Consider the following 23,058-nt stretch of genomic DNA (forward strand, 5'->3'; position numbering starts at 1 on the left):
CGCACCGGAATAAACCCAAACCCCTACTCCATCACCCCATGCGCCCCATACGCCAGCCGCGTCTCCACCTCCCCAAACATATGATCCATGATGATGTCCCGCACCGCCGTCGCCGGCACCGACCCCGGCGGCAAACTGTCCGGCAAGGAACTGATCATCAACGGCCCGTGCTCCGGGTTCAAGGTGGGACGGCCATGCGAACCCCGCACCAAGGACGGGTCCAGCGGAATCACCTCCAACAAACTGCGCATGCCCAGCTTGCGCTTGAGCAAAGTCCAGCCAATGCTCAACTTCGGCCAGTTCAAGGTCGGGTCCAGGAATAACTCCACCGGGTCGTAACCCGGCTTGCGGTGGATATCCACCGTGCGGGCGAAGTCCGGCGCGTGCGCGTCGTCCAGCCAATAGTAATAACTGAACCAGCGATCCGGCCGGCTCACCGCCACCAGCTCGCCGGAACGCGGATGATCCAGCCCCAGCAAACGCTTGCCGGCCTGATCCAACACCATCTCCACCCCGTCCAGCTCCAGCAACAAGGCCTTCACCTCCGGCACCAGCTCCGGCTGGCGCACATAGACATGTGCGATCTGATGGTCCGCCAGCGCAAAGGCCGCCGACGCGCCGCAATCCAGCTTGTCCTCGCCCTGCTCCTCCCGCACCTTGAGCCAGCCGGCCATGCGCAGGATGCGGTTGATCGCGATATCGTTGCTGACCGGCGTGACCCCGTACTCGGACAGCGCGATGACGCGGCTGCCGTCGCGCTCCGCCTGCTCGATCAGTTCGCCGCACAACTGGTCCACCGCCGCCACCTCCGCCGCCACCTCCGTATGGTCCGGCCCCAGCCTTTGCAGGCAGTAATCCAGATGCGGCAAGTAAACCAGGGTCAGCGTGGGCTGGCGCGAGCGGTACAGATGCAAGGCGCAGTCCGCGATCCAGCGGCTGGAGCGGATGTCCGCCGCCGGCCCCCAAAAGTGGAATAACGGGAAATCGCCCAGCTTCTGGCGCAGTTCCGCGTGCAGTTCCGGCGGGTTGCAGTAAAAGTCCGGGAGCTTGCGGCCGTCTGCCTTGTAGATGGGCCGCGGGGTCACGCTCCAGTCCACGTCGGCGTACATGTTGTACCACCAGAACAACTGCGCGCAGCTGAAGCCGGCGTGCAGGCGCCGGGCCTCGTGCCAGAGTTTCTCGCCCTGGATCAAGGCGTTGTTCTGCTTCCAGAACAAAGGCTCCGCCAGTTCGCGCGAATACCAGCCGTTGGCGACGCAACCGTGCGCCTGCGGCAGCTGACCGGTCAGATAGGTGGCCTGCGCCGGGCAGGTCAGCGCCGGCGTCACCGCGGTGATCGGGCGCTGCGCGCCGCGCTCCGCCAGCCGGCTCAGGTGCGGCGCGTGCCGCAGCAGCTGCGGCGTCAGGCCCACCACGTTGAGAACGAGGGTGCGTTGCATGATGTCAGTCCACGATGTCCACCTGCGGATTTTGGCCGCGCAGCACGGAGTTGCCCTGGTACAGCCGGCGCTGGTCCACCGCCAGCGGGCTGTTGGCTTCTTCGATGTCCAGACGGCCGCTCTGGGCGAAGAAGTCCAGCGGATTGCGCCAGACTATGGTTTCGATGTCGCGCTCGGCGATGCCGGCGGCGCGCATCGCCTCCACGGTCTTGGGCACTTTCAGCGGGTCGCTGACGCCCCAGTCGGCCGCGCTGTTGATGATGATGCGTTCGCTGCCGTACTGGCGCACCAGCGCTACCATCCTCGGTTCGTCCATCTTGGTGTTGGGATAGATGGAGTGGCCGGCCCAGCAGCCGGAGTCCAGCACCAGCGGCAGGGTTTCTTCGGTGTTGTGGTCTATCAGCACCCGTTCCGGCGCGATGCCGCTGTCGCGCACCAGGGCCAGGCTGCGCAGGGTGCCGGCCTTTTTGTCGCGGTGCGGGGTGTGGACCAGCGCCGGCAGGTCGAACTGTATCGCCAGTTCCAGCTGGCGGGCGAAGTAGCGCTCCTCGGCCTCGGTTTCGTCGTCGAAGCCGATTTCCCCCACCGCCACCACGCCGTCCTTGTCCAGATAACGCTCCAGCAGCGCCATCACGCCGTCGGCCACGTCCGGGTTGTTGGTTTCCTTGGGGTTGAGGCCCAGGGTGCAGAAGTGGCGGATGCCGAATTGCGCGGCGCGGAAGCGCTCCCAGCCCAGCAGCGACAGGAAATAATCGTCGAAGCTGCCGACGTGCCGCCGCGGCTGGCCCATCCAGAACGCCGGCTCCACCACCACGCTGATGCCGGCCCGGCTCATCGCCTGGTAATCGTCGGTGGTGCGGGAGGTCATGTGGATGTGCGGATCAAACATTTTCATGATGCAGTCCTTGCAGTAGGAAAACGACGTCGTCGGACACGCTGCGGCCGGCGGCGCGGCGCTCGCTGGCGTAAGCGGCCACCATCTGTTCCAGCTCCGGGCTCCAGCGCCGCTCCAGGCCGGCGATGTGCCGCGCCGGCGCGCCGGTGAACAGCGCCTTGAGCACCAGCTGGTTGAAATTGAGATCGGGAAACTGTTGCGCCGGGTAGGCGTTGTCGCAGGCCAGCGCCTGGAACACGCCGGCCACGTGGCTGCGGCTGGCGTCGGTGGCCAGCGCCAGCCAGTCTTCCGGCCTGGGCAGCAGGATCAGCGCCTTGACCACCGCCTGCTGTTCCAGGCTGTCGCCGCCGCGATACAGATCGAAGGCCAGCGCCGCGCCGGCGCCGGCGGCCAGGGCGCGCAGCAGCAGCAGCGCGCGGCCGGCGTCGCCCGGCGACCAGGCTTCGGCGGCCAGCACATGCTGGGCCTGCAAGGCCTTGATCGCGCCCTTGGGCAACAGGGTCAACGCCGCCAGTTGCCGGTTGGCCACGCTGAACAGCCGGCGCGCGGCGGCGGGCTCCGGCACGGCGGCGGTCAGACGGCGACAGGCCTCCAGCCACACCAGCGCCTGGGCGGCGTTGTGGCGGTCCGCCGCGTCCAGCAGGCTGGCGTGCAGTTGGTCCGCCAGCATGGTTTGCGTTTCCATCGCGCAGATTCTCCGTTCAAGTGCCCGGTACCCGGCGTTGCCAGCTCCGGGTCAGCCAGGCGGCCAGGACCGCCAGCGCCGCCCACTGCGGCAGGCCCGCGGCGGCGATGAACAAGGCGTCCGCCAGGGCGATGCCGGCAATCAGGCCGCCGACGGCGCGCGGCATGTCGCGGCCGGGTCCGGGCCGGGCCAGCCGCAGGCAATGCGCGCTCCAGCCCAGGCTGAGCAGCAGGAAGGGCAACGCCCAGGGCTGGAACGGTTGGCTGAGCAGGTAGAGCGGCGGCGCGGCCAGGCCCAGCAGCGGCGCCAAGCGGCCCAGGCCGGCGCGGCCTTCCTGCTTGGCCACGTAAGTCAGCGCGATCAGGTAAGCCAGCAGCGCCAGCGCCGCCAGCAGCAGCGGGCCAGACAGCGCGCCGGCGCCGAGCGCCAGGCCGCTGACCAGATAGACCTGCATCCGGCACAGGCCCATCAGCAGCGGGCTCAAGGGGTTGCCCTTGTGCCAGAGGTCGTAAAGCACCACGGTGGCGGCCAGGCATAGGCCGGCCAGCAAGGCGGACAGGCCCAGCGCCGCCAGCAGGGCGACGCCGACGGCCAACTGCGCCGAGCCGGCCAGCAGCACCAGCCGGGCCGACGCCAGCCCGGCGGGTATCGGCCGTTCCGGCCGTTCGCGCGCGTCGATATGGCGGTCGCAGACGTCGTTCAGATACATGCCGGCCACATAGATCAGCGACAGCGACAACAGCAGCAAGGCGAGCGGGCCGCCGGCCGCGACGTGGCCGGACAGCGCGGCGCCGACGAGGACGTTGCTCCACACCGTAGGCAGGTTGGACACCCGGCCCAGCCGCAGCGCCAGCGACCAGACCCCGGCCACGCGCCGGCGGGTCTGGCGCGCGTGCCGCCGCGACAGCCGCCGCCGGGCGCTGGTCTTGGGTATGGGCAGCGCGGGCTGTCCGCTCATCGCAGCTGGCCCTCCGCCCATTGCAGTTCCCGGCAGATCGCCTCGCCCAGGTCGCCCTGGCGGTGGGCCGGCGGCAACACGCCCCAGCTATAGGTTTCCACTTCCAGATGTCCGCTCAGCGGGCGCTGGCGTTGCAGCGCCAGCAGCCGCGACAGGAAATCCTGGGTGCTGGCGAACGGCCCCAGCGCGGCGTGGCAGATGGGCACGTGGAAGTGGATGCGCCATTCGTCGGCCGGCTGCCGCGGCAGCGCCGCCAGCGCCGCCGGCAGGTCCGGATAACGCCACAGCTCGCTGCCGCGCCGCGCCACCACTTGGTGCAGATAGGTGTCTTCGGCGAAGGCGCGCAGCGCCTCGGCCGCCATCCGGTCCGGCCGGGTCACGCGCAGGCCGGCGCTGAGCTGCAGCTTGGCGATGGCGATGCCGGCCTGGTCCAGCCGCGCCACCGCGTCTTCCGGCTGTTCGTACTCCACCGCGGCGTGGCAGGCGTCCAGGCATACGCCCAGGTGGCGGCGCACGATGGCTTCGGCTTCCTCGCGTTTGACGCCGCACCATTTGGCCACCTGGTTGAGCGCGGCCCGGCTCAGGAGGTGCAGTTCGAAGAAGGCGACCGCGTCTTCGCTGGTGGCCAGCAGGCAGTCCGGTTCCGGTTCCAGCGCCAGCACGATGCGGCGGCCGCTGTCCTGCCGCAGCCGGTGCAGGAAGGCGGCGTGTTCCAGCAGATGGGTGGCGATCCACAGCGCGCCGCTGCCGTCGCCGCTCAGGTGCTGGCGGTAGCCGCCGGGCACGGTGCTGACGCTGCCGTATTCCAGTTCCGCCGGCAGCAGATCCGCCAGCAGCAGGGCCAGCCGGTTGCTGTAGATCAGCCGCTGCGGGTCGCGCCAGTCCGGCAGGTAGACGCCGTCCTTCACCGCTTGCCGGTGGAAGGCGCCGAAGGGGAAGCCGTTGAGGGTGAACACATAGCATTGGTGCTCGGCCAGAAAGTCGCGGAATTCCGCCTGCGCCGGCGGCTCTTCCAGTTGCCGCGCCGCCAGCGCGGACAGCCGCAGGCCAAGGCCGAACGGCCGGTCCGGCGCCACCCGCGCCTTGATGCGCGGCAGGTGGAAGCCCAGTTGAGCGCGCAATTCCTGCCAGCTTTCGCCGGGATGGATATTGCTGCAGTAGCTCATGTGGACCGCGGGCAAATGGGGGGCCGACACGCTGTCCGGCCGTTGTTGGGGGTCAAGCAGCAACATGGTCATCGCTCCTGTCGCGCAGCCAGTCTATGGCCGCGTTCATCCGATCCGCGTCGATGGCGTGCACTTCCACCCCCTGCCCCAGACGCTGCAGCAGGGTGATGGTCAGATCGCCGCCAAGGTGTTCGCGGAACTCATCCAGCCCGGCCAGCACCTGGCGGCGCTCGCCGTCGCGCCAGTCCAGCGCCGGGTGCCACAGCGCAAAGCCCAGCCGCAGCAGCAGCCGGTGCAGGCTGAGCTGGGCGGCTTCGCGCAACAGGCCGGTCAGCACCGCGTAGCGGCAGTCCAGCGCCAGGCCTATCGCCACCGCCTCGCCGTGGCGCAGCGCGTAGCCGCTCAGCGCTTCCAGCTTGTGCGCGGCCCAGTGGCCGAAATCCAGCGGCCGGGCGCTGCCGAACTCGAAGGGGTCGCCGCCCTGGCCGATGTGGTTCAGGTGCAGTTCGGCGCAGCGCCGTATCATCCATTGCATCGCCTCGTCGTCGCCGGCGGCCAGCGCTTCGGCGTTGGCGTCCAGCCAGTCGAAGAAGGCGCGGTCGCGTATCGCCGCCACTTTCACCGCCTCGGCGATGCCGGCGATGCGGTCGCGGTGCGGCAGGCTGGCGATGAAGTCGTAATCGTTGAGCACGGCGAACGGCGGGGCGAAGGCGCCGAGGAAGTTCTTGGCGCCGAAGGCGTTGACCGCGGTTTTGACGCCGACGCCGGAGTCGTTCTGCGCCAGCACGGTGGTGGGCATGCGCACCACGCGCACGCCGCGGTGCGTGGTGGCCGCGGCGAAACCGGCCATGTCCAGCAGCGCGCCGCCGCCGACGATGACCAGGCAGCTGTGACGGTCCACATGGCATTGCTGCAGCCAGCTTTGCAGCGCGAGCAGCTGCTCCGGCTCGTTCTTGCACGCCTCGCCCCCCTGGGCCAGACGCGGCGGCGCGGCCAGTTCCAGCGCGGCGCGGTGACGCCGGGCGTAGCGTTCGAAAGCGGCCGGCAGCTGCGGGTGGGCGGCGGCCACTTCTTGGTCGATGAGCGCCACGAAGCGGTGCCGCCGTTCCGGCTCCCGCCGGCAGATGGCTTGCCGCAACAGCGGGTTGCCGGGGTCGCTCAGCAGGCCGCGCCCGAAATACACCGGGTATTCGAACGGCACGCTGAAACGCTGCATGGTCATGGCCCCGGCGCTGCGGCCGCCCGCGGCGTCGCTGAGGCCTGGCTTGCTGGCTGACAGTGGCATGGCTGTGCTCCTAGAAAACCGGTTCATGATCCGCCGCGCGCCGCGACATCCTCGCGCGGCGCGCCGACGAGGCGGAAGAGACGGCAAACGCGGTCCGGCGCTAACCGGACCGCTTGGGCGCTACTCCTCCGCCGACGCGTTTAATCGCTGGTGTCCATGCCTCCTTGCGTGTTGACGTAGCGATAGCTGGGCCCGGCCGTCTGCGCGCTGCCCGGCGCCACCGGGGTCTCCATCAGGCTGACCGCCTGCACCTTGAGGTCGTACATCAGGCCGATGGCGGTGTCGATGCGCTTGGGTTCGCCGTTGAAAGCCTGGTGCAGGGCGTTGAGCAGGCTGCTGTAGCTGTAGGCGTAGGCTTCCACCCTCACCTTGGCCTGGGTGTTGTCCTGGTAGTCGTAATCCTGCGGATTGGACACCATGGGGTAGACCCCGGCCGGGTCGTAGGGCACTTCCGCGCCGGCGTAGGCGTAGCCGCCGTCCGGGGTGCTGACGATGCGGCGGCCGTAGTAGATTTCGCCGAACTTGTAGTAGTGCGCCGGGTTGCCCGGCGATTGGTTCGGATTGGTGCTGGTGCCCTCGCCTTCAACGATGATGATGTTGATGGCGTGCAGGGCGCTGGCGATGTCCTTGATGGGGAACAGCCGCTCCGGCGAGAACCAGCCCAGCACCTGCTTGGGCACGGTGGCCGGAATGAAGATGCCGTCGCCCAGTTCTTTGATCTTCTTTTTGATCGCGTCGTAGAACTCGCCGATGGTGGCGTAGTCCGGCTCGTCCTCGGCGGCGAGCTTGGGCGTTTCCACCGGCACCGGGTCTTCCGGCTCCTCGATCACCATGAAGGTGTTGAACACCAGCTCCTTGGAAAAGGGCTCGATGCCCACGATGAAGTCATCGCCGCCGATGGACATCGGCAAGGGCCCCGGATACTTGGGGATGAACGGCGGCTTGTTGATCTGCGGGTGGCCGCCGATGGAGATCAGAATATTGCCCGCGATGCACATGTGCAGCATTTCCTGCATCACGATGCTGTGGATCAGCTGGCGGATTTCCTCGTTGTAGCCCGGCTTCAGCGAAAACATCGCGGTCAGATAGGGCGGGATGGTGGCGTGCTCCAGTTCCACCGCGTTTTGCAGGTAGTAGTGCAGTTCGGCCGCGGTCTTGGCGGCGCGGATGCCGTGGATGATGCTGCGTTGCAAGCGAATCATGGCCTGTTCTCCCTCAATCCTTGGACGGCGCGGCTTTGCGCTGCGCCTGGCGTTGCATCACCACCGCGGTCTTGCCGGCAACTTGCAAGGCGTCGAGGCTCACCGCCACCGCGTCGGTGTCCACCGCTTGCGGCGCGGGCAGGACGGCAGCCTTGGCCGGCGGCGCGCCCTTGAGCGGTTTGCCCTGAGCGTCGGTCTGGTTCAGCCACTTGAGGATGATGGCGCGTTTGTCTTCGGACAGGTCGCGCGTCACCGGCATGTGATTGGGGTCGCTCATCGGCAGGGCGAACGCCAGTTTGAGGATGTCCACATGGCGCACCACGGAGTCGTAATCGCCCAGGTCCACCACGTATTTGCTCATGATGGGATAGAGGTTGCCGTACTGGACGAAGATGGGCCGGATATCGTCGTACCAGGTGGGGTGTTCCGGCACCGGCACGCGGTTGAAGGCCAGTACGCTGACAAAGTTCCAGTAATTGCTGACATAGCCCTGCGGCTGATGCTGCAGCTGGTAGCCAATGCCGTACAACTGGCCGTCGATATAGCCGCGCGGATTGCCCGGTCCGGCCGGGATCGCGCCTATCTCCGCGCGGCCGTGGCCGTTGTCGTTGGTGTGGAAACAGGCCGGATAGCGCACCGCGTCCGCCGGCACGCTGATCCTGGGCGGCAGCACCGGTTTATTGTGCGGCGGCGACGGCGGCAACGGTTGGCCGCCGCCCATCAGGGTGGCGCCGTTGGGCAGCAGTTCCACGTTCACTTGCGCGGACAGCGGCTTGCCGTAGCGGCTGGCGAAGAAGCTGACCGGCAGCTGCTGGCCGGCGTTCAGCCGCAGCACGTGTTCGTCGGAGCGCACATAGAGACCATCGATGGACTCCTGCACCAGCACCTGGAACACACCGCCGGACGGCGCCAGCAGCAGCACCGGGCAAGCCTCCAGCGCCTGCCTGGCGCCGGGGATGGCCGAGTAATCGAAGTCCTGGATCGCCGCGGTCTGGCGATACCACTCGGACGGCTCGTCGCTGGCCGCCGCGCCCGGCTGCGGCGGGTCGTAGGCCACCTGGCCCAGCACGATGACCTGGTCCTTGGGCAGATTGCCGCTGATCGGCGCATGCGCCGGCTGTTTCAACACCCCAAGCGTCAAGGTGCCCATGTCGACGAAGGCGCCGCTGGCGTCGACGATGGGCAGGGCGTTGCCGAAGTCCGCGGTCAGCGTCTGGCGCTCCGGGTGGTTCTGGCACTGGAAGCTGTAGACGCCGCCGGAGGGCACCATCGGATATTCATTGGGGTTGGGGTCCAGCTGCGCGGTCATTTGCCGGCCCATGACGAAGTGCCGGGGTTCGCGGTCGTGGTAAGGACCGATGGTGCCGACGATATGGCCCTGGGTATAGCGGGGAATGGACGGATCGCGGCCGTAGCCGAACAGATTGAACTCGATGGCCAGCAGGCCGTGCTGGCTGGCCTTGCGCAGCGCCTCCAACACCGGCGAGTGGCTGTGCCCGTGCCATTGGACGTTTTCCAGGATGGACTGGTAGTTGGCGGCCAGCAGTTGGTCCGAGCGGATGCCCTGCTGCTGGCGCTGCCACAGATTCATGAAGCCCACCGGCAACATGTCGCCGATGAACAACGCGCGCTCGACATTGTCGGTCAGCCGCACTTGCAGCGCCCAGATCTGGGACACCATTTGCTGCTGCGGGTCCAGGTCCGCCATTTTGCCCGGCGCGCGGCAATCGGCGTTTTCCATCGCCATGCCGATGATGGGGTCCTGCGCGCTGCTGGTGACCGGCTTGCCATTGAGGCTGGCGCCGGTGACGCTGCAGCTGACGAAGCGGAAGATGGCGGTGCCCTGCGGGTTCCAACCGCCGTCGCCGCCGGTCGTGGACAACTGCTGGTATTCCTCCTTGAAGGCGTCGGAATCGTAATAACAGACATTGTTGTTGACGGTGGACACGTCCGACTGGAAGTAGCCGGAAAAGTGAATGCGGGGAGAGTCGAGATAACTCATGGCGGTTCCTTTACGGCTGCAAAGTGGCCCAACTCGGGTCGGGTTGAGCGTTGGCCTTGTCGGCCGCCGGCGCGTCGGTCTTGCCCTTGTCCGGGCAATCGGTGGCGAACAGGCAGCACCATTCCGGTTTGGCCGGGCACATCTCGGCCACTTTGAGCCAGGTCCGTTTCGGGTCCGGCTTCTGCGCGCGGAAGTTGCTGTAGTTCTGGCTGACCATGGGCGCGTCCGGCGGAGAGCCGGGATCGCCAGAGAAGAAGAAGGACTGCGGGTGCCGGTAAGGCGCGCCCTTGCCGCCGTCACGGGTCGCTTGCTTATAGAAGGCGTAGCCGAACAGGATGCTGCCCGGCTGCACTATCCGCGAGTACGCCTGGACGCTGCCGTTCAGGTGCGTGCTCTGCTCGGCGTTGTACGGCAGATGCTTGATGAAGTCGCGGCGCGGCGGGTGATTGTCCAAGGAGAACTGGCAGCACTGCGGCGTGCCCTTGGGCCGGTCCGCGTAGCGCAGGAAATAAGCCTTGTTGCCCAAGGACACGAAGGAGCAGCTGTACTGGTTGCTGCCGGGGAAGATGGGCAGGCAGCGTTTTTCATAGTGTTCCATCATCGCGCCGCGGCCGTCGCCGTCCGCCGGCACATAGCTGGCGTCGTAGTAGCTGGCGCCGTAGGACTTTTCGTAGTCCTGACCCTCGCTCATGCCGGCCGGCGGCGAGGCGTACGGCGGTGGGTATTGCTGGATCGCCGCCTGATTGAAGATGCGATACATGGTCCAATCGCTGACCCACCACTCGGGGAACAGCGGATCGCTGGGTTCGCCGGGCTTGCGCGGATAGACGCAACTGCCCGGCAACAGACAGCCTACGGTGTTGTGCACGCCGCCGGTGTAATAGCTGTGACGCCCAGCCGGCGTGCTTTTCAAGGCCTTGAGCGCGGCGGCCGCGGAGGCCTCCGGCATGTCGGCGGCCTGGGCGCCGGCGGCGACGCAGGCCAGAAGCAGCCACCCCCAGCGCGCGCTGGCGGTGGCAGACTGTTGCAATGACATCGATCGTGCTCCTTGTATTGGAACCCCCGGTGCCATCCGCCCCCTTGGCCGCCGCTTCCTGCCCGGCGCGCTACGGACGGCGCCGCTTCACGGGCGGCTGACCCGCCCTCCCTGATGCAGCGCACTACGTATAGTCACTTAGTATTAACACACATAAAAACACATGCTTTTATCATGACTTGTAAGTGTGGTTATAGCCGGCGGCGGATCAGTCGCAAAGGAAAATGTGAAATGCGGACTAAAACGACGCGGGCGCGACAGTCCTCTTCCCGGCCTTGACCCCAAGCTCGGCGCTGGACGACAATCCACGACGCGCCGGCTTTCCCGACGCCGGGAACGCGGCCCGCGCAGGCCGGCAGCCGCCCCGCCATGGACTTGCCCGCTTCCGATCGGTCCCGGACAGGCTGCGCCGACATCAATTGGAAACCTCATCATGGCCCTCTCCTCCCTCCCCTCCGCCGCCGAAGGCCAAGCCACGCGTCAGCTGGGGCAGGCCATCGCCCAATTGCAGGCGCTGCGTCAGCAACATACGGAATTGGGCGTGCTGGACGCGGTGATAGACGAGTTGAGCCGCTGCCGCCAATCCATACGCCAGATCGCCAGCCGCCACCTGCTGGAACTGGACGCCGCCAACAGCAGCCTGGGCGCGGCCTTGCAACTGCTGTGGCAGAGCGCCGACGGCGGAACGCAAGACCAGCACCTCGCCTTCATGCTGGAACCGCTGCATGCGATGCAGCTGAATGCGGCCAGCGAGTTGAACCGCTTGCTCTAAGGGATTGATTCAACACGCAAGCCAGCCCCGACGGAGAGATCCGTCGGGGCTGGCTTGTTGACGCCGCGGCCCAGCTAAAGCGCCGCGCCTACACCGGCCCGCCCGTCATGCCGCCCGGCGCCGGATGCACATGGCCGGCCAGGCTCTTGCCGCTGGCCACCACGTCGCCGCCGGCGTTGTTGAAGCTGCCGCCGCTCTGGCTGATGTTGCCGGAGAAGCTGGCGCCGCTGCCGCCGGAACCGTTCAGGCCGCCCTGATAGGTGAGCAGACCCTTGACCAGCAAGGTGCCGCTGATCTCGGTGGCCGGCGCGTCTATGCTGACCTTGGCGCCCGCCTTAAGGACGATTTCCGCCCCGGCTTCCACCACCACTTTTTGCACCCCGCCGCTGACGGTGAGCTGATGCGCGGCGCGGTCGTATTCCAGCGTCGCGCCGTCGGCGAAGCGGCGATGCCATTTATCGACGCTGGCCACCGGCACCGCGTCGGCGGCGGAGAAAATGGCGCCCAACACCACGCCGTCCTCGCCGCGCGCGTCCAGCAGCACCGCCACCTGCTCGCCGATGTCCGGCAGCCAGTAGTCCTTGTCGCGGCCGCTCTTGCGGCTGAGCACCGGCAGCCAGGCGGTGCGCAGACGCCCCAACTCCGGCAGCCGCACGCGGACGCGCTGGGTATTGGCGTCCACGGCGGAGACGCTGCCGAACTTGAGGGTGGCCAGCGCTTCCGGCAGGGGTACGTCCATCATGGCTTGCTCCTCTCTTTTTGCGGGTTTTGGGCGGCGCCGGCGCTCACCCGTTTCAATTCCAGCTCGCACACATAGCCGTCCTGGCGGCTGATGCGGTGGCTGGCGCGCTGGATCTGGTAGCGGCCGGACAATTTGCCGAAGCCGTCCAGATCGATATTGCTGCCGGCGGCCAGCTGCGGCGAGCCGTCCACGGTGATGGACATGCGGGTGCGGTCCAGTTGGCGGCGCTCCAGCTCCGCCGCCGCCATCTGTTCGGCCTGGCGCTTGCCGGCAGCCTTGCGGGTGAGCTTGACGGTGTCCGCGCTGCTGGCCTTGCCGCCCGGCGCCTTGGCGTCGGCGCGCACGCTGGCGGTGCGCAGCGCGCGCTTGGCCGGATCGTGATAGCTGACGTCCACCTGGGCCGGCACCTTGCTGAGCTGGTCCTGGGCCTGCCAGGCCATCAGCTGAGCCGGGGTGTAGCGGCGCACGCTGGCGCTCCGCATCAGGTCGCTGCGCTTCCAAAACACCAGCTTGCGGTTGTTGTCCATCACCTTGCAGACATAGCCGTACTGGTCCGCCACCCGTTGCAGGAATTGCAGATCGGTTTCGTGGTACTGGGTCAGCCGGTCTATGTTCACCGTCTCGATCTTGCCCTGCAGCTTCATCCGGTGGCGCTTGGCGATGCGCTGGGCCAGCGCTTGCAGCGTGATCTGCTCATAGGCGCGGCCGTTCTTGGTGCGCAGCGGGTGCTGCACGCCGGTGGCCAGCGCGCGGATGCGCACGGTGGACGGCGGCGAGCGGTATTCCACTTCGTCGATGTCGAAGCTGCCCGCCGCCACCAGCGCCGCGCCGCGATAGCCCAGTTTGAGCGCCAGCGTGGCGCCCTTGTCCGGATACCAGCCGTCCAGCCAGCGGCCGTCCACGTCTTCCAATTCCACGTCCAGCTCGTCGGATTCGCCGCTCAGGTGATCGGTATAGCTGACGCTGAGCGCGTGGCGAGCGATGTCGGCGGTAATGGATTTGCCGTTGTAGCTGAGTTCGAAGGCCGGCGTCGGCACCTCTTGCGCGCGGCTGTCGCTCATGAGCGCCTCCACGGCGGCAGTTGCTCCAGCGCCTCGCTGTCCGCGGCCTCCAGCACCGGAACGGCCAGGATCAGGCCGGCGGGCAGGGTTTCGCCTATGGGAATGTGGGCGTTGTTGGCGATCAGCTGCGCCATCTGGCCGACGTCGCCGTAATAACGCCAGGCGATCTGGTCCCAGCGTTCGTTTTCTTGAGTCACATGGTTCAGGAACATGGGGTCACCTCAGGATGCGCCGCACCGCGGCCTTGGCGGCCAGGCCGGCCAGCGGCTCGGCCAGTTCGCGCAAGGCCACCTCGGAGCGGCCGTTGATTTCTTCGCAGGCGGCCAGCTTGTCCAGCACCTGGCCGGCCTGGGTGCCGGCCAGCAGCCGGCCCATCGCCGTCATATTGAGCTTGGCCTGCTGCAGGCTCTGGCCGACGCGCACCGCGTCGCCGGCCAGCTTGCTGTATTGCTCGAACTTGGCCATCTGCTCGCCGCTGACTTGCAGTCCGGGGGCCAGCGCCTGCACCTCCTTGAGCAGGCCGGGCAGCTTTTCCAGCGCCGCAGCCGGGTCTCGGCCGGCCAGCTGGCGCAGTTCGCGCGCGGTGTTGATCACGGTCTTGACCTTGCCCACCACGCTTTTGACCTGGGCCACGGTCTTGGCCAGGCCGGCGATGTCGGCCTTGAAGCGCTCCAGCCCGGCCGGCAGCTTGAGCTTGCCCGCGGGCAGGCTGGCGGCGGCCTTGGCCAGCGCCGGCTTGGGCTTGGGCGGCGCGTCGCCGCCGTACTCGCGCAGGCTGAGCTGGGCCTCCACCGCCAGCAGGCTGCCGCTGCGGTCGGTCTGGCGGCCGGTGCTTTGCAGTTCGGCGATGACGAAGCGGCCTTTGTAGTCGCCGTTGCCCAACACCAAGGCCAAGGCCTGGTGCTGCAGGCGCGCCGCCTGCAGCTTTTGCAGCTCCTCGTCCGGCTGGCAGTAGGCGGCGTGCAGCACCAGGTCGATGCGGATTTCGTCCAGCTTGTCGCCGACGAATTGCAGCACCGGCTTGCCGCCGATGCGGCCGTGTTCGGCGAAGTCGCTGCCGCTGCGCTGTTCCAGGCCGTCGAAATAACTGATCAGATCAAACTCGATATTGCCCAGTACCGCGTACATGGGTTGCCCTCCGAATGGGTGGAAAGAGAACCCGGCGCGCGAGCGCGCCAGGCTCCGCGACTCAAGCGCGAGCGCTGTAACTGCGCCGTTGTCTGTCCGCCTCGTAGCGCCGCATCAGGCGTTCGAACTCGGCGTAGGACAGCTGCACCGCCTGCTGCACCTGCTGCTTGACCGTGGCCGCCGCGCTGGCGGTGACGGTGATGTGCGGCGCGAAGGTGACGTTCATGCCGCCGCCGGCGCTCTTGCCCGGCGACTTGGCCGCCGCGCCGCCCTGTTGCAGGCGTTGCAGCTGCCGGGCGCGCGCTTCCGCCTGGGCGGACACCGAGACGCTGGCCGTCACTTCCGCGCCGACCCCGCCGCGCTTGCCAGCCGACGCGCCGAAGTCCACCTTGGGCGGCCGCGACGGCGGCTGGGTGGCGGCAGGCGGCTGCTTGGCCTTGCCGGGCATGGGCGCGCCGTGGATGGCCTGGCCCACCTTGCCGCCGGCCCATTCCCCGGCGTACTTGCCGGCGAAGTGGCCGATGACGCCGCCCACCAAGGTGCCGACGCCGGGCAGAATCATGCTGCCTATGGCCGCGCCCATCGCCGCGCCGCCGATGGAGCCGCCGGCCTTGCCGCCTATCTTCCAGTACTCCTTGTTCTTCTCGGTCTGGCTGCGATTGGACTTGCTGACGTTCCACGCCTCCTGGCCGGCCTCCAACGCCGTGATCACCGAACCGGCGACGCCGGCCTTGAGCAGGCCGCCGGTGCGCTTGAACACTTCCTTGCCGATGCCGAGTCCGGCCTTGGCCACGCCGGCGCCGGCCTTCAACAAGGGCGCCGCGCGCTGGGCCGCCGCCTTGGCCAGCTTGGCCGCGCCGCCGATGCCGCCGCGCGCCAGCCCGGGCAGGCGCTTCAGCCCCGCTCCGACGCGGCTGGCCACCGAACCCGCCGCCCTGGCCGCGCTCTGCGCTCCGGCTTTGGCCTTGCCCGGCAGGCTCTTGAGCCAGTCCCCGGTTTTCTGCGCACCGCTACGCAGCATGCCAGGCACCTGCTTCAGCGCATTGCCCAAGCCTTTGATTCCGGCCTTGGCCAGCGCCGCGCCGCGACGGAACGCTTCGCCGATGCCGCCTGGCAGGCCGCGCCCCTTGGGCAGGCGCCGCGGACGCGGGCTCCGTCTGGGGCTCGGTCTCGGCTGCGGGCTTGGCCTCCGTTTCGGGCCGGGCTTGGGACGCGGCTTGGGCCTGGGTCGCCGCTCTTTGCGGCCGCGCTCGCGCCGCTCTTCCTTCTTGCGCTGGTCCCGGTCCGGGTCCATGCCGTCGCCGGGCTTGTCGATGTCGCGCATGGCCGGCTGGCAGCAACAGCAGCAGTTCTCGGGCTTGGCCTCCATGCAGCCGCCGGGCTTGTCCGTCTGGCTCTGGCTGCTTCCGGGTTTGTCCGTCTCGCTCTGAGTGGCGCCCGGCTTGTCTTCCTTGAACCATTCGCTGCCGGCGGCCCATAGCTTGCTCAGCAAACCGCCCTTGGTGTCCTGGTAACGGCGCAGCGATTTGCCCACCTTGTCGCTGATCTCGCCGGCCTTGGTCGCGCCGTCCTCCAGCGCTTTCACCGAGCCGAGCAGGCTTTCCACGCTGGGCAGCTTGCCGCCCAGCAAGGGGTTGAGCTTGCCGTGCACATAGCGCAGCGCCTTGTTGCCCATGCCTTGCGACAAGGTCTTGTGCACGGTGCCGGCCGCCTTGGCCACATCGCGGCTGATGCTGCCCACCTTGTCGTTGAATTCGATCAGGGGCGTGGCGTCCGGCGCCGGCAGGCCTTGCAATAGACTAATGGCGGAACGGATCTTGCCGCCGCCGGCCTTGCCTTTGGCCGCCGCGCCTCCCGCCTTGCCCGGCTGGGCCGCCTTGGCGCCGTCTTCTTTCAGCAGCGTCTCACTGGCGGCGGCGATCTTGGCCAGCACGCTGCCCGGGGTGTCGGCGTAGCGGCGCAGCGCCTGGCCCACTCTGGCCGCGCCCTTGGCGACGGTGTCGCCGGCGTCGCGGGTGCTTTCCAGCGCGCCCAGCATGGCGTCCACGCTGGGCAACTTGCCGCCCAGCAAGGGATTGAGCTTGCCGTGCACATAGCGCAAGGCCTTATTGCCCAGGCCTTTGGACAAGACTTCGTGGGTTTTGCCGGCGGCGTCGGACAGCCAGCGCGAGGACAGCTGAACAGCGTCGGCCACGCCTATCCATCGCTGGATGCCGGGCGTGCGCAGACGCTGAAGGGTGGATTCGAGATCGGGCGGCGCGTCCTTGGACTTGTCGCCGCCGTCGCCGCGCGGAGTCGGGCGCTTGGGCACGGTCGGCGGGCGCGGATTGCAGGTGGCGTCTTTTTGCCGCTCCTGGCTTTCCAGCACCCGCTGTTCCACTTCGATCACCGCCTTGACCTTCACCGAGGCCTGCAGCTCGACGCGGCACTTGGCCACCATCTCGCTGACCTGGGACACGCCGGGCAGGGCGAGCTTGACGCCCTGGCCGCGCTTGATGCTGTCCAGCCAGGCGTCGTGACGCCGGCGCAAGCGGTCCAGCGTCAACTCCAGCTTGCGGTGATCCCGTTCCAGCTGCGGCAGATCCAGCGCGGCGAAGGCCTTGCGGGAACGCTCCACGCTGTCGCTCAGCTCGCGTTGGCGGTCGCGCAGGCGCAAGCTGGTCTTGCCCAGTTCGTCCAAGGAGGCGCGGGCGGAACGGAAGGCGTTGTCGAAGACCCCGGACAGCGTCGCTCCCACCTTAAGACCGATGAAAAACTCGCTTACCATGGTGTTAGCCTGTGAGTATGAGGGGAAGGGCTGTCAAGCCGCGCTAAGAGCCTGGTCGAAGGCGAAGCCGACAGCGCCGGGTGGGGCCGGCGGGCGTCCTGACGGACGGGCCGGCCCCGGGCCGCGCGGACGCGCGGCGCAGGAAAAATCAGTCTCGATCCAGCCACTGCTGTTCGCGCTCGTGACGGCGCTGGATCTCTCGCTCCGCCACCTCGCACCAAAACCAGTAGTCGTCCATCGCCAGCGCGTCGATTTCCGACGGCGGCAGGCCCAGCACGGTCAGCAGCGCTTCGTCGAAGTCCTTAAGCGTCGTCGGAGACGCCCACCATGTCGCGAAAGCAGTCCGCCAGCGCGCGGCTGTCGGCGATGTCGAGCTGGTCGATGTCTTCCAGCGTCAGGCCGGTCATGCGCGCGAACAAGAAATCCTCCTGGTCCGCGTCGTCCTGGCTGTGATGGCTGGCGGCTTTGAGATCCGCGCGCTTCAGACGGCTGATGTCCAGGCTGTCCAGACGTTCGCCGGCGGCGTTGGTGAACGGGTATTTGAGTTTGATCTTCATGTGAGCTCCTTGGTCGCGGGCTGCGTGGTTGATGAGCTTCATTGTCCGGTTTACGGCCCGGCGGGTCTGTTAAAGCCCTTTAGGGAAAGGCTTGAAGCCGCCGGTCGGCTTGCCGCCAGAAGCCTCCCCGCGGCTCCGGCGGACCCGGCAAAGCCGGGTCCAGCCTCGTCCGCGCGGAAAGAGAGAAACAAGCCGGCCGGCGGCCGGCCCCCCATCAACCGCCGATATTGCGACGGTACAGTTCCAGCATGTCGTTGCCGCCCACCCGGAAGATGTTGGCCAAGTAGTCCAGCTCCAGCACGTCCTCGCCGTCCACGACCTGCTTGATGTAGGTGGCGGAGAAGGAAGAGCTGAAATCGGCGTTTTCATGCTGCTTGTAGGTGCCCAGCGGGTTCTTCTTGAACATCACGGTCAGGAAGGTCACCAGGCTGACCTGCTGCAGGCGGCCCTGCGCGCCGTAGGTCTCGATGCTGGAGCGGGCCTGCAATTGCACCGCCTGGAACGGGTTGGCGATGATCTTGGCCACGTCCTTGTACAGCGAGTTCCACTTGATCTCGCCTTCCAGCTTGTCGAAGCCGGCCGGCAGCTCGATCTTGCCTACCATGCCCAGCGCCTTGTGCTCCTGCATGATGGCGGACACGTCCGGCAGCTTGATCTCCTCGGCTCGGCCCAGCAGCGAGTTGCCGTTGATGTAGATGTTGGCGTTGGTGATGCGGTTGATTTCAATCTTGCCTGCCATGATCAATTGCCTCCCTTCAGGCTCAACAGGTATTCCGAGGTGATCTCGGTCTCAAAGGTCAGACGTTCCAGCGGCGGCGGCACCGTGTACTTGTAGCTGATCAGCAGATGGCCGGCGGCCAGCTCGGTCTCCGGATTGCGCGCCACGTCGAACCAGGCCTTGAAGCCCAGCAGCGCGCCGTCGCCGATCAGCTTGCGGCCGTAGCCGTTCACCGATTCCACCAGCGCGTCGATGGTGGCCTGGTTCAGCGGCATGTCGATGAACTGCTGGCTGAAATAGCGGATCGACTCATTGATCACGTCGCCGGTGCGGCGCACGTTCTCGAAGTTGCGCATATGGCTGACGGTGGGCCAGGCGGCGGTGCGGTTGCCCCACAGGCGGAAACCCGAACCAAAGCTGGAGAACACTGTGGTGATACCCTGCTCGTTCAGCAGGTTCACCTCGGACTGCGGATCGTCAATCATCGCGGTCAGCTGGCGCTCCACGCCGATGACGCCGGCCAGCTCCTGGTTGGAACTGGACCACCAGAAGCCCTTGTCGTTGTCCACCTTGGCGCGCAGGCCGGCGGCGCGGGCCGACAGCGGCTCCAGACGGGTATCATTGGTGGCCGGGTCGAACACCTTGACGTGCGGATAGCACAGGCGCACGCGGTCGCTGGAGGTGTTGAAGTTGATGCCGCCGGCCGGGCCGCGGCCCGCTTGCGCCTGGGCGAAGCTGGTGCCGATGGGCGCGTCGACATAGGCGATGGCGTCCAGCTTATCGGCCATGGCCGCCATCGCGCTGGCCACCGAGTTCTGAGTGCAGAAGCCCGGCGCGATCAACAGCTTGGCGAAGAAACCGAAACGGTTATAGGTGTCTTGCAGCGCCTTCAGGCCGGTGCGGTTGCCGGCGGCGTTGACCGCGCCGATGATGTCGGCGGCGGTGACCTTGGCCGGATCGGCGTAGTCATAGCTGACTTTCAGGCCGGCGCCGGCGGCGATGGCGCCGTCCTTCAGCCGGGTGATCTTGCCGTTGACCGCGTCCAGCAAATAGTCAGTGCCGGCCACGTAGGCGGTGGCGCCGTCGGCGCTCTTCACCGTCACGTTCAAGAGCGCCGCCTTGGCGGTCTTGCCCTGGCCGGTGGCCGCGTCCAGCGTCACGGCCTCGCCGGCGACCGAGCTCTTGTGCAGCGCCGGGTCCAGCACATTGATCACCACCACGGTGCCGGCGCCGTGATCGTAGATCGCGTTCAGCGCTTGCGGAATGGTAAAGCCGGCCAGCTGCGGGCCAAAGGCCGCCCCGTCTTTTTCCGACAGGCACAACACCGGGGTATTGGCCGCTTCCGGCGCCAGCGGCGCGGTGCCGATCAGGCCGATCACCGCCGATTTAACGGTGCGCACCGGGCGCGCGCCGCGTTCCACTTCAATGGTTTCCACGCCATGCAGATAATTGGCTGCCATGCTCAAGCTCCTTGTTCAGCGCTAGGGGACGTCGATGCCGCCGCTTGCGGCAACGGGCTCAGATGCTGCAAGGCCAACAGCACGCGGGTGTAATCGTGCTGTTCCGGCATCTCCACCTCGGCGCCGGGAAACAACATGATTTCCTGGCCGTCGGCCAAAGTGACGCCGCTGATCGGCCCGGAATACAAATACTTCATGCTTGCTCCTCCTTAGTGACTGCGGTTAACACAGGCTCATGCCCCGGGGCCGCCTCCGCCACCTGCAAGGTGTCGGCGGCCAGCGAAATGGCGTAACGGGCGATGCCGTCGCTGAAGCCCAAAAAGGTTTCGCTCGACAGACAGGCGGGTCGGCAATCCGGCGCGGAGAATCCCAGGCAGGCGCGCCGCGCCGCGTCCAGCGCTTCCGTATCGTTGACTTGCGCGCCGGCGCGCCGCAGCAGCAGCGTCAGCTCCAGCTGCAACGTGCGCAGCTGGCAGACGCCGGCCACATCGCGCGGCAAGGCGAATTGGCTGCCTCGATAGCTCAACAAGAGCGCGCCTTGCGGATGTTCAAGCCGGTAATCGGCCGGCGCGGCGCAATGCTCGACGCTCAATGACGGCAAAGCGCCGCGCAAACGCGCCAACAGCGCGTCAACGATTTGGGAAGTGCTGGCCACGGGCGGGCTCCTGGACATCGTGGGAAGAAAGGCGAGATCACTCGCAAGGACGGTTGCCGACGACGCCTGGCCATCGAACGAGGGCAAGGATGCGCCATCGTCCCCATTGCGGTCTTTTAACCCTCTTTACTGAAAGCCGGACCGCGCCGGCGCTGACAGCCGTCATCCGGGCCGCGCGCGCGAAGACGGCGATAATGGCCGTCATCGATACCGCCGCCAAAGGACAACGCCATGCAAGCACGCTTTCGCAGCAAAGGACCGGAACTGCTCGTCGACCTGGCCCAGCACGTGGCCATGACGCTGAAACAGCTCGCCAACACCGAACAACAACAAGCGGAGCAACTGGGGCAGGAAATCGCCGAACGCATGGCCAAACACTGGGGCGGACAGAACATCTACTTTCCCATCGGCTTGTCCTATCAGTCCTCTCTGCGCGACCAGCAGATCTACGGCGAATTCACCGGCGGCAACCACGCCGAACTGGCGCGTCGCTACGGCGTATCGCTGCAATGGATCTACAAAATCATCAAGACGGAACGCCAAAGGGAGCTGGAGCAACGCGCCGGGCAGACCGGCTGAACACGCCCCGCCGCGCCCATGAAAAAAGCCGCTCCTCCAAAACCGGAGAGCGGCTTTTCTGACTCAGACTTTAAACAAACTCAATCCAATAAAGGCTTGATTTAAAACATTTATAGTAATTTTCTATTAAATATAGTTTTAATATATTAATTTTTTCCTGGAATCAGTCCGGATACCGCCTATACCTAGAAGGCCACACCACCACAGCGGCCACAGACCGCTGAGCGCAACGTCACTAGATCAAACGGGGTATCCACATGACACATCCAGCGCCTCTCGCCGCCATGGCTTTCCTGCTGCTGTCGTCTTTTGCTCACGCCGACGGCGGGGTCATCACCTTCAGCGGCCGCATCGTCGAAGCCCAATGCCCGTTGGCGCTCGACGCGCCCAGCCGCGTCAACGGCCCCAGCCGGCTGGAAGTCGGCAAATGCAAGGCGCCGGTCCATATCCAGGCCCTCGCGGCCAACGGCGAGAACCTGCCGGTGCGCGCCAACGCCGACGCCCTAGCCAGCAGCCAGGTCGCCGCCAAAGGCTACGACCTGGATCGCAGCGACAAGCTGCGCAGCTTCAATATCCTCACGCCCAAAGACAAGCCGCGCGGCCAACTGGTGGTCAGTTATTACTAAACCATTCAAGTTTTTTGTTGCAGTTAAAACAAATAGCCTCCAATTTTGGAGGCTATTTTTTATTACGCATCAAATGTAATTATCTAAACACAAACCATCTTTATGCAGCATGAATTGACAAGTCAATGCCATTTCTTTAAGAATAGAAAAATATTTGGCATAAATTAAAAGGAGCATCTCATGGAGTTTACAAACAAGCTCAATACCTTATCTAGCAGATCAAGACAACTAGGGCCCTCTCTACAAACTGAAGAAGCGACCAAAAACGCCCTAGTAATGCCCTTTTTAAGCACGATTCTTGGCTATGATGTTTTTGATCCAACTGAAGTCATCCCTGAATTTACTGCTGATGTCGGAACCAAAAAAGGTGAAAAAGTAGACTATGCTTTAGTAAAGGACAATCAAGTTCAAATTCTTGTTGAATGCAAAAAATACTCAGAATCACTCTCTGTCCAGCATGCCTCCCAGCTATTCCGATATTTTGCTGCAACACAAGCTCGAATCGCCATTCTAACTAATGGTCATCAATATTTGTTTTTTACTGACCTTGATGCACCAAATAAAATGGATGAAAAACCATTTTTACAATTAGACCTGGAAGACATAGATGAGCATGCCATTCCTGAAATAGCGAAAATGACAAAACAGTCATTTAATTTAGACTCCATTTTAAATGCAGCCGAAGAATTAAAGTATGTTCAACAAACCAAAAGCATTCTCAACACCCAATATAAAAATCCAGAAGAAGACTTCGTTCGTTTTTTTGCAACAAGAATATACAATGGTGTGTTGACTCAAAAAGTACGGGATCAATTCTCATCCATCGTAACAAAGGCGCTCAATCAGTATATCAGTGATAGGATAAATGATAGGCTAAAAACTGCAATGGACAACACAGGGCCTGTAACCACTCCAACTATCCCTGAAGATGACAATTCCAACATAGAAGAGTCAAAAGAAGCTTCCATCACTACTACCAAAGAAGAAATCGAAGGCTTTTATCTGGTGTTATCTATTATTCGCACTGCTATAGATTCCAACAGGATCGCTTATAGAGACACTCAAAGTTATTTTGGAATTCTGGTTGATGACAATAATAGAAAACCGATCTGCCGACTTCACTTCAATCGGACACAGAAATATATCGGTTTATTTGACGAAGAGAAAAAAGAAACTCGTCACCCCATCACCAAGCTAGACGATATTTTCCAGTTTTCAACACAACTGGTTGCCACCGCTCATACCTATTTGTAATATCTCTGGCTCAGATGCAACAAAGCCTCCCTTTGGGGAGGCTTCCGTGTCGCCGTTCAACAGCACAATGC

At 65.3% G+C, this 23,058-nt stretch carries 24 protein-coding genes; 4 read left to right on the forward strand and 20 right to left on the reverse strand.

The features are described from left to right. Positions 1–23: 23 nt before the first annotated feature. From ACODSD_RS19770 to ACODSD_RS19810, 9 genes are all read right to left on the reverse strand, one after another. The gene (locus tag ACODSD_RS19770) at positions 24–1,439 is read right to left on the reverse strand and encodes an alkaline phosphatase family protein (protein ID WP_107801520.1); all 1,416 of its coding nucleotides are present in this window, start codon (positions 1,437–1,439) and stop codon (positions 24–26) included. A 4-nt stretch (positions 1,440–1,443) separates the two neighbouring features. Beyond that, positions 1,444–2,334, reverse strand: a complete 891-nt coding sequence (locus ACODSD_RS19775) for a TatD family hydrolase (RefSeq protein WP_199225975.1) — start codon at positions 2,332–2,334, stop codon at positions 1,444–1,446. Continuing rightward, complete coding sequence (locus tag ACODSD_RS19780; RefSeq protein WP_488878121.1) at positions 2,321–3,019, reverse strand: EboA domain-containing protein; 699 nt, start codon at positions 3,017–3,019, stop codon at positions 2,321–2,323. The genes ACODSD_RS19775 and ACODSD_RS19780 overlap by 14 nt, the downstream gene beginning before the upstream one ends. A 16-nt stretch (positions 3,020–3,035) precedes the next feature. Next, a complete protein-coding gene (locus ACODSD_RS19785) occupies positions 3,036–3,977 on the reverse strand; it encodes a UbiA family prenyltransferase (RefSeq protein ID WP_199225976.1) in 942 nt (313 codons plus the stop codon). Then, positions 3,974–5,209, reverse strand: coding sequence for a metabolite traffic protein EboE (gene eboE / locus ACODSD_RS19790; protein WP_488878122.1), 1,236 nt, complete (start codon positions 5,207–5,209; stop codon positions 3,974–3,976). The genes ACODSD_RS19785 and eboE overlap by 4 nt, the downstream gene beginning before the upstream one ends. Then, the gene (locus tag ACODSD_RS19795) at positions 5,196–6,428 is read right to left on the reverse strand and encodes a 3-dehydroquinate synthase (RefSeq protein ID WP_253315581.1); all 1,233 of its coding nucleotides are present in this window, start codon (positions 6,426–6,428) and stop codon (positions 5,196–5,198) included. Before ACODSD_RS19795 ends, eboE begins: the two co-directional genes overlap by 14 nt. A 140-nt stretch (positions 6,429–6,568) precedes the next feature. Beyond that, positions 6,569–7,630: a ferritin-like domain-containing protein gene (locus ACODSD_RS19800; RefSeq protein WP_227106029.1), complete on the reverse strand. Its 1,062-nt coding sequence runs from the start codon at positions 7,628–7,630 to the stop codon at positions 6,569–6,571. A 13-nt stretch (positions 7,631–7,643) separates the two neighbouring features. Continuing rightward, positions 7,644–9,632, reverse strand: a complete 1,989-nt coding sequence (locus tag ACODSD_RS19805) for a hypothetical protein (RefSeq protein WP_253315580.1) — start codon at positions 9,630–9,632, stop codon at positions 7,644–7,646. A gap of 10 nt (positions 9,633–9,642) precedes the next feature. Then, complete coding sequence (locus ACODSD_RS19810; protein ID WP_253315579.1) at positions 9,643–10,668, reverse strand: hypothetical protein; 1,026 nt, start codon at positions 10,666–10,668, stop codon at positions 9,643–9,645. Positions 10,669–11,101: 433 nt separating this feature from the next. Here ACODSD_RS19810 and ACODSD_RS19815 point away from each other — a divergent pair, with 433 nt between their 5' ends. After that, positions 11,102–11,440, forward strand: coding sequence for a hypothetical protein (locus ACODSD_RS19815; protein WP_107801526.1), 339 nt, complete (start codon positions 11,102–11,104; stop codon positions 11,438–11,440). An 88-nt stretch (positions 11,441–11,528) separates the two neighbouring features. Here ACODSD_RS19815 and ACODSD_RS19820 read toward each other — a convergent pair whose 3' ends face one another. From ACODSD_RS19820 to ACODSD_RS19870, 11 genes are all read right to left on the reverse strand, one after another. Beyond that, positions 11,529–12,182, reverse strand: a complete 654-nt coding sequence (locus ACODSD_RS19820; protein ID WP_227106023.1) for a phage baseplate assembly protein V — start codon at positions 12,180–12,182, stop codon at positions 11,529–11,531. After that, entirely contained in the window at positions 12,179–13,243 is a 1,065-nt protein-coding gene (locus ACODSD_RS19825; RefSeq protein WP_488878123.1) for a phage late control D family protein, read from the reverse strand. Before ACODSD_RS19825 ends, ACODSD_RS19820 begins: the two co-directional genes overlap by 4 nt. Beyond that, entirely contained in the window at positions 13,240–13,455 is a 216-nt protein-coding gene (locus tag ACODSD_RS19830; protein WP_107801528.1) for a tail protein X, read from the reverse strand. Before ACODSD_RS19830 ends, ACODSD_RS19825 begins: the two co-directional genes overlap by 4 nt. A gap of 4 nt (positions 13,456–13,459) precedes the next feature. Continuing rightward, positions 13,460–14,371, reverse strand: a complete 912-nt coding sequence (locus ACODSD_RS19835) for a phage tail protein (protein ID WP_227106019.1) — start codon at positions 14,369–14,371, stop codon at positions 13,460–13,462. A gap of 61 nt (positions 14,372–14,432) precedes the next feature. Further along, positions 14,433–17,138, reverse strand: coding sequence for a hypothetical protein (locus tag ACODSD_RS19840; RefSeq protein ID WP_488878124.1), 2,706 nt, complete (start codon positions 17,136–17,138; stop codon positions 14,433–14,435). A gap of 148 nt (positions 17,139–17,286) precedes the next feature. Continuing rightward, on the reverse strand, positions 17,287–17,415 hold the full coding sequence (locus tag ACODSD_RS19845) for a GpE family phage tail protein (RefSeq protein ID WP_191186169.1): 129 nt from the start codon (positions 17,413–17,415) through the stop codon (positions 17,287–17,289). Positions 17,416–17,440: 25 nt separating this feature from the next. Then, on the reverse strand, positions 17,441–17,695 hold the full coding sequence (locus ACODSD_RS19850; RefSeq protein WP_107801531.1) for a phage tail assembly protein: 255 nt from the start codon (positions 17,693–17,695) through the stop codon (positions 17,441–17,443). A gap of 214 nt (positions 17,696–17,909) precedes the next feature. Then, complete coding sequence (locus ACODSD_RS19855; protein ID WP_043592621.1) at positions 17,910–18,434, reverse strand: phage major tail tube protein; 525 nt, start codon at positions 18,432–18,434, stop codon at positions 17,910–17,912. 2 nt (positions 18,435–18,436) lie between these two features. Then, a complete protein-coding gene (locus tag ACODSD_RS19860) occupies positions 18,437–19,873 on the reverse strand; it encodes a phage tail sheath subtilisin-like domain-containing protein (RefSeq protein WP_107801532.1) in 1,437 nt (478 codons plus the stop codon). Between the two features lie 2 nt (positions 19,874–19,875). Then, the gene (locus ACODSD_RS19865; protein WP_486636232.1) at positions 19,876–20,070 is read right to left on the reverse strand and encodes a hypothetical protein; all 195 of its coding nucleotides are present in this window, start codon (positions 20,068–20,070) and stop codon (positions 19,876–19,878) included. Then, positions 20,067–20,528, reverse strand: a complete 462-nt coding sequence (locus ACODSD_RS19870; RefSeq protein ID WP_253315575.1) for a Gp37 family protein — start codon at positions 20,526–20,528, stop codon at positions 20,067–20,069. The genes ACODSD_RS19865 and ACODSD_RS19870 overlap by 4 nt, the downstream gene beginning before the upstream one ends. Before the next feature lie 231 nt (positions 20,529–20,759). On the opposite strand from ACODSD_RS19870, the gene ACODSD_RS19875 reads away from it, so the two are divergent. The 3 genes from ACODSD_RS19875 (at position 20,760) to ACODSD_RS19885 (ending at position 22,987) form a co-directional block, all read left to right on the forward strand. Then, on the forward strand, positions 20,760–21,107 hold the full coding sequence (locus ACODSD_RS19875) for a Mor transcription activator family protein (RefSeq protein WP_107801535.1): 348 nt from the start codon (positions 20,760–20,762) through the stop codon (positions 21,105–21,107). A 257-nt stretch (positions 21,108–21,364) separates the two neighbouring features. Next, positions 21,365–21,733, forward strand: a complete 369-nt coding sequence (locus ACODSD_RS19880; protein WP_253315574.1) for a hypothetical protein — start codon at positions 21,365–21,367, stop codon at positions 21,731–21,733. A 180-nt stretch (positions 21,734–21,913) separates the two neighbouring features. After that, positions 21,914–22,987, forward strand: coding sequence for a type I restriction endonuclease (locus tag ACODSD_RS19885; protein WP_488878125.1), 1,074 nt, complete (start codon positions 21,914–21,916; stop codon positions 22,985–22,987). The last annotated feature ends 71 nt before the right edge of the window (positions 22,988–23,058 follow it).

The sequence above is a fragment of the Chromobacterium sp. FG22 genome, from assembly GCF_057809415.1.

Bases quoted from the DNA above. Each gene is read 5' to 3' on its own strand.
- ACODSD_RS19825 (WP_488878123.1), bottom strand. From the start codon at position 13,243: ATGAGCGACAGCCGCGCGCAAGAGGTGCCGACGCCGGCCTTCGAACTC.
- ACODSD_RS19815 (WP_107801526.1), top strand. From the start codon at position 11,102: ATGGCCCTCTCCTCCCTCCCCTCCGCCGCCGAAGGCCAAGCCACGCGT.
- ACODSD_RS19830 (WP_107801528.1), bottom strand. From the start codon at position 13,455: ATGTTCCTGAACCATGTGACTCAAGAAAACGAACGCTGGGACCAGATC.
- ACODSD_RS19775 (WP_199225975.1), bottom strand. From the start codon at position 2,334: ATGAAAATGTTTGATCCGCACATCCACATGACCTCCCGCACCACCGAC.
- ACODSD_RS19880 (WP_253315574.1), top strand. From the start codon at position 21,365: ATGACACATCCAGCGCCTCTCGCCGCCATGGCTTTCCTGCTGCTGTCG.
- ACODSD_RS19810 (WP_253315579.1), bottom strand. From the start codon at position 10,668: ATGTCATTGCAACAGTCTGCCACCGCCAGCGCGCGCTGGGGGTGGCTG.
- ACODSD_RS19805 (WP_253315580.1), bottom strand. From the start codon at position 9,632: ATGAGTTATCTCGACTCTCCCCGCATTCACTTTTCCGGCTACTTCCAG.
- ACODSD_RS19800 (WP_227106029.1), bottom strand. From the start codon at position 7,630: ATGATTCGCTTGCAACGCAGCATCATCCACGGCATCCGCGCCGCCAAG.
- ACODSD_RS19820 (WP_227106023.1), bottom strand. From the start codon at position 12,182: ATGATGGACGTACCCCTGCCGGAAGCGCTGGCCACCCTCAAGTTCGGC.
- ACODSD_RS19840 (WP_488878124.1), bottom strand. From the start codon at position 17,138: ATGGTAAGCGAGTTTTTCATCGGTCTTAAGGTGGGAGCGACGCTGTCC.
- ACODSD_RS19855 (WP_043592621.1), bottom strand. From the start codon at position 18,434: ATGGCAGGCAAGATTGAAATCAACCGCATCACCAACGCCAACATCTAC.
- ACODSD_RS19835 (WP_227106019.1), bottom strand. From the start codon at position 14,371: ATGTACGCGGTACTGGGCAATATCGAGTTTGATCTGATCAGTTATTTC.
- ACODSD_RS19850 (WP_107801531.1), bottom strand. From the start codon at position 17,695: ATGAAGATCAAACTCAAATACCCGTTCACCAACGCCGCCGGCGAACGT.
- ACODSD_RS19795 (WP_253315581.1), bottom strand. From the start codon at position 6,428: ATGCCACTGTCAGCCAGCAAGCCAGGCCTCAGCGACGCCGCGGGCGGC.
- ACODSD_RS19860 (WP_107801532.1), bottom strand. From the start codon at position 19,873: ATGGCAGCCAATTATCTGCATGGCGTGGAAACCATTGAAGTGGAACGC.
- eboE (WP_488878122.1), bottom strand. From the start codon at position 5,209: ATGTTGCTGCTTGACCCCCAACAACGGCCGGACAGCGTGTCGGCCCCC.
- ACODSD_RS19885 (WP_488878125.1), top strand. From the start codon at position 21,914: ATGGAGTTTACAAACAAGCTCAATACCTTATCTAGCAGATCAAGACAA.
- ACODSD_RS19785 (WP_199225976.1), bottom strand. From the start codon at position 3,977: ATGAGCGGACAGCCCGCGCTGCCCATACCCAAGACCAGCGCCCGGCGG.
- ACODSD_RS19770 (WP_107801520.1), bottom strand. From the start codon at position 1,439: ATGCAACGCACCCTCGTTCTCAACGTGGTGGGCCTGACGCCGCAGCTG.
- ACODSD_RS19865 (WP_486636232.1), bottom strand. From the start codon at position 20,070: ATGAAGTATTTGTATTCCGGGCCGATCAGCGGCGTCACTTTGGCCGAC.
- ACODSD_RS19780 (WP_488878121.1), bottom strand. From the start codon at position 3,019: ATGGAAACGCAAACCATGCTGGCGGACCAACTGCACGCCAGCCTGCTG.
- ACODSD_RS19875 (WP_107801535.1), top strand. From the start codon at position 20,760: ATGCAAGCACGCTTTCGCAGCAAAGGACCGGAACTGCTCGTCGACCTG.